The organism is Bradyrhizobium iriomotense, assembly GCF_030160715.1.
Classification (GTDB): domain Bacteria; phylum Pseudomonadota; class Alphaproteobacteria; order Rhizobiales; family Xanthobacteraceae; genus Bradyrhizobium; species Bradyrhizobium iriomotense.
Genome location: NZ_BSOW01000013.1, coordinates 248,156 through 255,474, shown reverse-complemented (window position 1 = coordinate 255,474; position 7,319 = coordinate 248,156). Strand labels below are relative to the sequence as shown.

At 60.2% G+C, this 7,319-nt stretch carries 6 protein-coding genes; 2 read left to right on the top strand and 4 right to left on the bottom strand.

The window, feature by feature from the left end; genetic code table 11:
* Positions 1 to 1,787: 1,787 nt before the first annotated feature.
* The 4 genes from QQL28_RS20315 to QQL28_RS20300 all read right to left on the bottom strand — a co-directional run bounded on the left by QQL28_RS20315 (position 1,788) and on the right by QQL28_RS20300 (position 6,296).
* Complete coding sequence (locus QQL28_RS20315; RefSeq protein ID WP_284268084.1) at positions 1,788 to 2,066, bottom strand: DUF6894 family protein; 279 nt, start codon at positions 2,064 to 2,066, stop codon at positions 1,788 to 1,790.
* Between the two features lie 1,143 nt (positions 2,067 to 3,209).
* A complete protein-coding gene (locus QQL28_RS20310; protein WP_284268082.1) occupies positions 3,210 to 4,475 on the bottom strand; it encodes a tyrosine-type recombinase/integrase in 1,266 nt (421 codons plus the stop codon).
* A gap of 239 nt (positions 4,476 to 4,714) precedes the next feature.
* Entirely contained in the window at positions 4,715 to 5,320 is a 606-nt protein-coding gene (locus QQL28_RS20305) for a nuclear transport factor 2 family protein (protein WP_284268080.1), read from the bottom strand.
* Between the two features lie 169 nt (positions 5,321 to 5,489).
* Positions 5,490 to 6,296: a response regulator gene (locus tag QQL28_RS20300; protein ID WP_284268078.1), complete on the bottom strand. Its 807-nt coding sequence runs from the start codon at positions 6,294 to 6,296 to the stop codon at positions 5,490 to 5,492.
* 208 nt (positions 6,297 to 6,504) lie between these two features.
* Here QQL28_RS20300 and QQL28_RS20295 point away from each other — a divergent pair, with 208 nt between their 5' ends.
* Complete coding sequence (locus QQL28_RS20295; RefSeq protein ID WP_284268076.1) at positions 6,505 to 6,735, top strand: NepR family anti-sigma factor; 231 nt, start codon at positions 6,505 to 6,507, stop codon at positions 6,733 to 6,735.
* Positions 6,735 to 7,283, top strand: coding sequence for a sigma-70 family RNA polymerase sigma factor (locus QQL28_RS20290; RefSeq protein WP_027521710.1), 549 nt, complete (start codon positions 6,735 to 6,737; stop codon positions 7,281 to 7,283). The genes QQL28_RS20295 and QQL28_RS20290 overlap by 1 nt, the downstream gene beginning before the upstream one ends.
* The last annotated feature ends 36 nt before the right edge of the window (positions 7,284 to 7,319 follow it).

Sequence of the window (7,319 nt, the reverse complement as noted above, 5' to 3'; positions counted from 1 at the left end):
CTTGCCAAGCCGGCGGCCAGCGTCAATTATCTCCTGACTCGGCCGCCTCGTCTCATCTTGATTGACGCGCCGCTCTCATCCTGATTGTCGCGCTATACCAGCTGACGCGACCTTATTTACGCGGCGGCTCTGACTGTCGCGAAGGCTCGCGGGGGCGGTCGGACGCGATGGCTCAGGTGCACGGCTTGGCTCCAGCACGCGGCCAAGTTCATACCTCGACCGGAGGTCCTGTAAGTTCGCCTCCAGCGAGGGTTCTTCAGCCATGCGCCAAGTGTTCCAAGAAGCGAGGCCCGGCAATGGAGGCAAACCCAACCGGACCTCGCAGCCGCCAATCCCGTGGGGAATCGACGAAAGTGAAGGATAGCGTAGCAGGCGTGCCGTTTTTCGTCATAGAGACGGATCATTTCGACGGAAAGCACCACTCACGGTCAGGTTCCCGGCAGTCACGATTTCTCGCCAAACTGGTCCCAGGCGATGGCAGCTTGATCCAACATCAGCCCCGCCGAGGCGGGGCCTTGTATGGCGCCCCACCCGTGGGCCTACTTTCACTTGGCGAGCGACCAAGCGAGGTGTCGTTCGCTGGCTCAACTGGGGGGCGGCTCCGTTCTACTGAATTTCGTCCATCGCATCTGCCAGAGTTCTCAAAACGCTTGATGCCAATCATCTTCATCAGACAGCATCAAAGACCTGATCGGGGACGCGTCTCTTGCTGCCATCTCAAATTGGGCCGATGACTCCAAATTCACGCCGGAAGGAAAGAACACCCACTGATGGCATTTCGTCGATGTCGATGTCGAACCTTCGACTTACAACAAGTCCTGGTATCGGTGATTGCGCCTCCGCGCTACTCTCGAAGGCCTGCTTGAGGCTACTCACTCTGTGCGGGGCCGCGATCCTGGGAGCTTCAGCCGCAGTTGCCTGAGCCGCCGAACGACCGCGTTTTCGCTTCTCTCGAGGAGGATAGGCATTTGCTTGAACATTTCGCGTTTTGAAGCGAGATCGAGAAGGCGCTTGTCTTCTTCTTTGCTCCATCGCCGAGACCTGTTTCTAAGCATTCTACACTCAACGGACTCGTTCTATGCCGAACCGAGCCGGTCTAGTCGCCGACGAGTGCCGAGGAAGTTGATACGCCATTCTTGGCCATTTTGATCTCGGCTAACCGGTGCGGGTCCTTAGCACTGCAACCATGGCGATAATGAGCATAGATAAACGTTATCCGCCGTCTTTCTGCTCGACGAGCTTGCCTCCATCCGGTGCAAGTTCATCTCCCACCAACGCCGAGGCGGCTCATGCCATCTCGCTTCATATGGTGGCGCACTGGCAGCCCACCACGGCCATCCGCCTTGGTCAAGGCTCCGATGGTACGCGACACTCGGTCAAGCTCGCCCCGCTTCAACGAGCTTTTCGAGCGCAAAAGTTCGCGTCGTATCAAGCAGACGGTATCGAGGAGACGACTTCGAGGCCAGCGCCAGGATGAGCGAGTTGGCAACGAGACAATCGATCAAATTAAGCAAGGTGGACGCCGCGGTGGCCGGCTCCGGAATCATGGCCCAGAAACTCGCCGCCGGCGCTCCTGTGCAATACGATTCCAAACGGCGCCATCCTCGTCGTTTGATCTTGATGTTCGGCCCGTTGTCGGGAGCCCCATGTCTTTGTAGTCCTACTCTAAACCGGCTCGCGCTTCCCCTTCGGGAACAAGCTTCAACGCGCCGCTAGCCGCCCAATCAGCTGAACTCTGCCATGGCCCTGGTTGCACGAACGCGCTCATAATTCCGCGAATTCGGCCGTCAATCGGCGTGCGAAATTGCATTTCGATCCAAACCGAGGGCTATCAAGTCGCGCTGTTCGATCACGAAGCTAAAACTTGCCTCCAAGATTGGGCCACGATCATCGCGAACTTCAACTGCCATGCGATGCTGCGGCCTGCCTATGGCCCATTCGCGGGTTATCTCCGAGAGCGCAGCGGTTGCCTCCTGCCGCGCAGACTCGATGTCGGGCAGCTCCACGCCTTCATCGTCACGGATGAATTGGCAGCCGTCGTGGACATCAAAATAGTATCTCTTCATCGCAACCGACTCACGAGGCGACCATCAAACAACCCTTGTTCCAAATCATCTTTGAACTTCCGCGGCATCCAATCATTTCCTGCGGCGCGAAAGGCAGCCAGTATGTTGGCTTTAGATCAAGGCAAAGGCGAGCAGGCTCGAGCAAAGCAGCGCGATGCCAGCCGCAGTCAGCGCCAGGAAAACTTCCCGAGACAAGACCGTGATTGGGCGTACAACGCTCTCGATTGCATCACAGAATGAGAGCAGCACTCGCTGCCGTCGCCGCTTGACCAGCCAATGCGTAAAATTACTACTTGAATCGAGTGCACTATTCCTGCTGTTACTACGAGTAATTGCATTTTTCCAGCGCGATCACGTGGGTGCTCGCCGTCTTGCGGCGAAGAAGAGGCAACGGAATTGAACTGAGACGCCTTAGCTGCAGCGTTTTGCGGGGGCCCTAACCTCTGGTCTGAAATACTGAGCATAGCGGCCCAATTCCCTGAGCTTATTCGAACGCTCCGGATTTTTCATACAAGCGACAACTTGCACCCCGGGGCTTGGGAAGATGTCTGAGCCGTGCTCGTCGCAGCCCTCTCTAGCCGCCACAGCAAGCTACGTATTCGCCAGGAGAGATGGAGTACAGACCGGAGCGAGGGATCTGAAGCGGCGATTCCCTATGCTGCAAGTCAAGATCTAGGATGCCGTTTCTCGCGCAGATAGGCGTGAGCACGTCCCGAGTTGCTACGAGATCGTGGGCACGACCCGATCAATGAGAACCAGTTTTGCTAGAATCGCCCATGAGAAAAGTCGAATCAGAGCCGCCATCCGGGCACTTGCTACCCAATGGTGGGATGCGATGCCGGAAGAAAGGCGAAAGCATCCCAGCTTCTATGAGTTCAAGACCTGGGCTGTCGAAGAACCACTACTCGCGCTTCCTTGACTTCCGCTCGACCATGCGGGGCCAACTATGACGCCGAGATGTGGTTCGACGATGAGTTCGGCCAGAGCCGGCGCAGATGACGATTGCAACGCACCTCGTGGCTACCCGGACTTCTCGATCCGTCATCCGAGGTTTGCCATAGGCGGTTCGTTCGCAAGCTGAATGAAGGCTGCGACTCCGGAGCCAAAGGCGAAGCCGGCTGCTCTCTCTGCCATCGTACGAAGCTATGCCGACTGCCGACCGAGAAGCCGGATCACGTTAGCACCGCGCGCGACATATCGGCCCCACGCATCCATCAACTGACGTCGCTTCTTCAACGCATTGCCACGCCGATACGCTTGCTCGGTTTCGTCGCCAACCTTATGGGCCAATGCCATTTCCGCAATTTCGCGTTCAAAACGCGTTTCGTCACCCGCCCAATCGCGGAAGCTAGATCGGCACCCGTGCGTTGTAATCGCCGGATATACGGCTTTGAGGGCGTGGAGCACGGCATTTATACCCAGCGGCTTCGTATGATCCTTTGACCATTGCCCGGCGAACACGTAGGCGTCGCGTGCGGCGTCCTTCGGGACGGCAGCTTTCAAGATCGCGACAGCGCGGTCGCAGAGCGGCACTTCGAAATCTTTGCCTTCCGGGTGATCCTCCGTCTTCATCCGTTCCGCTGGGATGGTCCAAAGCCGCTCCTCGAAATCGACCTCGCGCACGCGCATCAGACGGGCTTCGCCGGTCCGCACCGCGGTCAGGATAATGTACTCAGCCGCGAGGTTGGCCGCCGTGTCTGCCGCTTCGTGGTTGGCTTGCAGCGCCTGCACGATGCGGGGGACGTCCTCGTAGGGCGCGGCCTTGTGATGGCGTTTCGATCGCTTCGACTTCGGCAAAAGCGGCTTCAAGGTCTTCCACATCGCCGGGTTCTTACCGGACCGAAGACCCCTGGCTTCGGCCGCATCGAGCACGCGTTCAATCCGGCTTCGCGTTTCGCGTGCCGTACGGTTGATCGTCATCCATATCGGCGACAGGATGCCTAACACCTCGTTCACCGTGATATTGGCAAGCTTGACTTCCCGAATCGGCTTGCATCGAACCTTCAGGTCTCGCGTCCAGTCAGCGAGCGTATTTTTGCCCTTGAAGCCAGCCTTAATCGATACCAGGAAGGCGTCCGCAAATTCTCCGAACGTGGTCGCCGCCAGTACTTCCGTGCGCCTCTCCGCCGCGGGGTCCTTGCCTTCGGACAGTTTCTTGCGCATGTCTGCGGCCTTGAGGCGGGCGTCCGCCAGCGAGATGCCGTCCCTCCCTTTGCCCTTAGCGGCGCCGAGCCCGATCTCGCGGCGCTTGCCCGTACCGCGCACGCGGTACAGGAAAATCCATTGGCGTCGCGCATGGGCTCCACTCTCAATCGCGAGGTAAAGTCCACCCCCGTCGCTATGGCGGCCGGGCTCAACGATGGTCTCCGCTTCCCGAGCGGAGAGCTTGTGCAACTGTCTTCTTGACATAACCGCCCCACCATCCGCCCCACCATTGAACACGGATTGCAGCGGATGGCGGCGAACGTCCGTGAACGACGGCGAATTTCAAGTGACACGATTATAGCAGAACTTACAATGAGTTATAAGCCCGCAGCGAACGATTGAGGACAAGCGCGGAATCCCACGACGACTGTGGTGATGCCAGTCGCGCCTTACTTTTTTTCTGGGCTTGCTTTTGTCTGGACCTGCTTTCGGCCAGACTTCTCTTATTCCGCCGCCTTGCCCGCCAGCCACTCACGCCCTTGCGCGTAGAGCTTCTCGACCTCGGCGCCGGTGAGGCCGGGCATATCACGCTTGACCTTGTAGCCGATCAATTCCTGCATGTAGCCGAGGTGGCGGTAGCCTTCGGGAAGCGCGGCCAGCCGCTCGGCGTCGAGCTTGAGCACCGCGGACGGATCGACCGGATCGAGCCGGTCCTTCTCATAGATCGGCTGGCGGCGGACGATTTCCCAGACGCCTTGCCGCTTCTCCAGGAAATCGTAGAAGCGCCCAGTGCAGACCACGTCGCAGACGATGTCGTGGACCTGTGCCCGCTGCGAGATCGTCATCTTGGTCTGCGCGATGGCGCGGCTACCTTCGAGATCGATGCTGGTGCCGCCGAGGAAATGCAGGATGCGTACGCCCTTGGCAAAGCCTTCGCGGCTGACCCTGATGAAGTCCGCGGCCTGCCCCTGAAACCAGGTGGCGGACATCCAACCCTCCGCGTGCCAGACGGTCGCAAAGCGCTCCCAGTCGCCAGCGTCGCGCCAGACCACCCAGTTCTCGAGGAGATCGCGGATGGCGAGACGATCGAGCAGCGACTGATCGAGCATGGAAGAGTCTCCTGACACGCTAGGCCGCGGCGCGACCGTCGCAGGACCTATGAGGCGTCAATTGCCCGACCGTCAAGCGGCGAGCGCGCCAAAAAAATCCGGCGCACCTTTGTTGGTGCGCCGGATCAGTTCGTCCTACGTTCTATGTCTTACGCGGCCGGCGCCTCGCTCAAGCCGCGGGCGCTTTGGGCGTGCGGTTACGCGAGTTGCGCTGGAAGAACAGCGCCTGGCTCGCCACCGCTGAGACCATCGCGGGTTGGAACGGTTTCGAGATCAGGAACGCCGGCTCCGGCCGCTCGCCGGTGAGGAAGCGCTCGGGGTATGCGGTGATGAACACCACCGGCACCTCGAAGCTGCGCAAGAGCTCGTTGACGGCATCGAGGCCAGAAGAGCCGTCGGCAAGCTGGATGTCGGCGAGGATCAGACCGGGCCGCTTGTTCTTGGCGAGCGCCACCGCATCCGCATGGGTGCGGGCGACACCGACCACGTTGTGCCCGAGATTCTTCACCAGGCTCTCGAGGTCCATGGCGATGAAGGTCTCGTCCTCGATGATCAGCACGTCGGTCGCGATCTCCGCCGCCATCTCGCGGCCCGCGGCGTCCGCAAGCCGGCGCGTCTCGCCGACGTCGGTGGCGAGGATGAAGGCGACTTCCTCCTCCGAAAATCCCTCGAGTGACAGCAGCAGGAACGCCTGGCGCGGCAGCGGCGTGATGTTCGACAGCCGCCGCTCCGGCGGCATCGGCAGCGTCGTCACCTCAGCATCATCGTTGAGCGAGACCGAATTCCAGATCTGGGTGAACAGCCGAAACAGGCCGGCGCGCGGTCCGTGGCTCTCGTCGAGCACCGCCGGATCCCCGAGCATGGCTTCCAACATGGCTGCGACATAGGCGTCGCCGGACGGCTGGCTGCCCGTCAGGGCACGCGCGTACCGGCGCAACAGCGGCAGGTGTTCAGCAACAAGCTGTGAACGGGACATCCCCACTCCATTCGTCTTCGGGCCAGACATCGGCCAGGGGCGGCCCGGGTTCCCCTGTTGGCGTGATTACGCCTGAGCATAAGAAAAGTTCCGTTCACTCTGGAACTTTTCGCCGAAGTTCGCATTAGGCCTTACTAGGGAACGGCTCCCGGTTGAGAAAATTTCTCGATTTGACAGTGACTTAACTCGGGGAAACGTGGAACAGGTCATGAAAGATCTCAAATCTCAAGCCAGCAGAAACACGACCCCCGGCAAGGGAGGGCTGACACCGGAAATCCAATCCCGGATCGGCCATCAATTGCGCGCCATGTACGACGACGTCGTGCGGCAGGGGGTTCCCGAGCGGTTCGCCGAGCTGATCAAGAAGCTTGATACGCCGGGAGGAACTCCCCAAGATCAAAGCAATGGGGGATCCAACGACAACAATGGGAGGGACTAATGCCTCTCACGGAATCCCTGCGCGACGACATTCTGGCGGCAGTCCCAAGCCTGCGCGCATTCGCCATCTCACTGAGTGGCAATGCCGACCGTGCCGACGATCTGGTCCAGGAGACGTTGTTGCGGGCACTCGCCAACATCGACTCGTTCCAGCCCGGCTCGAACCTGCCGGCCTGGCTGTTCACCATCCTGCGCAACCTGTTCCGCTCCGACTATCGCAAGCGGCGGCGGGAGGTGGAGGATGCTGAAGGCAACTATGCCAAGACGCTGAAGACCCAGCCGTCGCAGAATGCGCATCTCGAGTTCGAGGAGTTTCGCGCAGCGCTCGACAAACTGCCTCAGGACCAGCGCGAGGCGCTGATCCTCGTCGGCGCGTCCGGCTTCTCATATGAGGACGCGGCCTCGATCTGCGGCTGCGCGGTCGGCACGATCAAGAGCCGCGTCAACCGCGCGCGCTCGAAGCTCGCAGCACTGCTGTATGTCGACGGCGCGGAAGATTTCGGGCCCGACGAGACCGTGCGCGCCGTGATCGGCGGCAGCGGCGGCTGATCGATTCAGCATACGCCAATTGACCCTCTCCCCTTG

Excerpts from the sequence above, each read along its gene's own strand:
- QQL28_RS20315 (WP_284268084.1), bottom strand. The coding sequence starts at position 2,066 with ATGAAGAGATACTATTTTGATGTCCACGACGGCTGCCAATTCATCCGT.
- QQL28_RS20310 (WP_284268082.1), bottom strand. The coding sequence starts at position 4,475 with ATGTCAAGAAGACAGTTGCACAAGCTCTCCGCTCGGGAAGCGGAGACC.
- QQL28_RS20305 (WP_284268080.1), bottom strand. The coding sequence starts at position 5,320 with ATGCTCGATCAGTCGCTGCTCGATCGTCTCGCCATCCGCGATCTCCTC.
- QQL28_RS20300 (WP_284268078.1), bottom strand. The coding sequence starts at position 6,296 with ATGTCCCGTTCACAGCTTGTTGCTGAACACCTGCCGCTGTTGCGCCGG.
- QQL28_RS20295 (WP_284268076.1), top strand. The coding sequence starts at position 6,505 with ATGAAAGATCTCAAATCTCAAGCCAGCAGAAACACGACCCCCGGCAAG.
- QQL28_RS20290 (WP_027521710.1), top strand. The coding sequence starts at position 6,735 with ATGCCTCTCACGGAATCCCTGCGCGACGACATTCTGGCGGCAGTCCCA.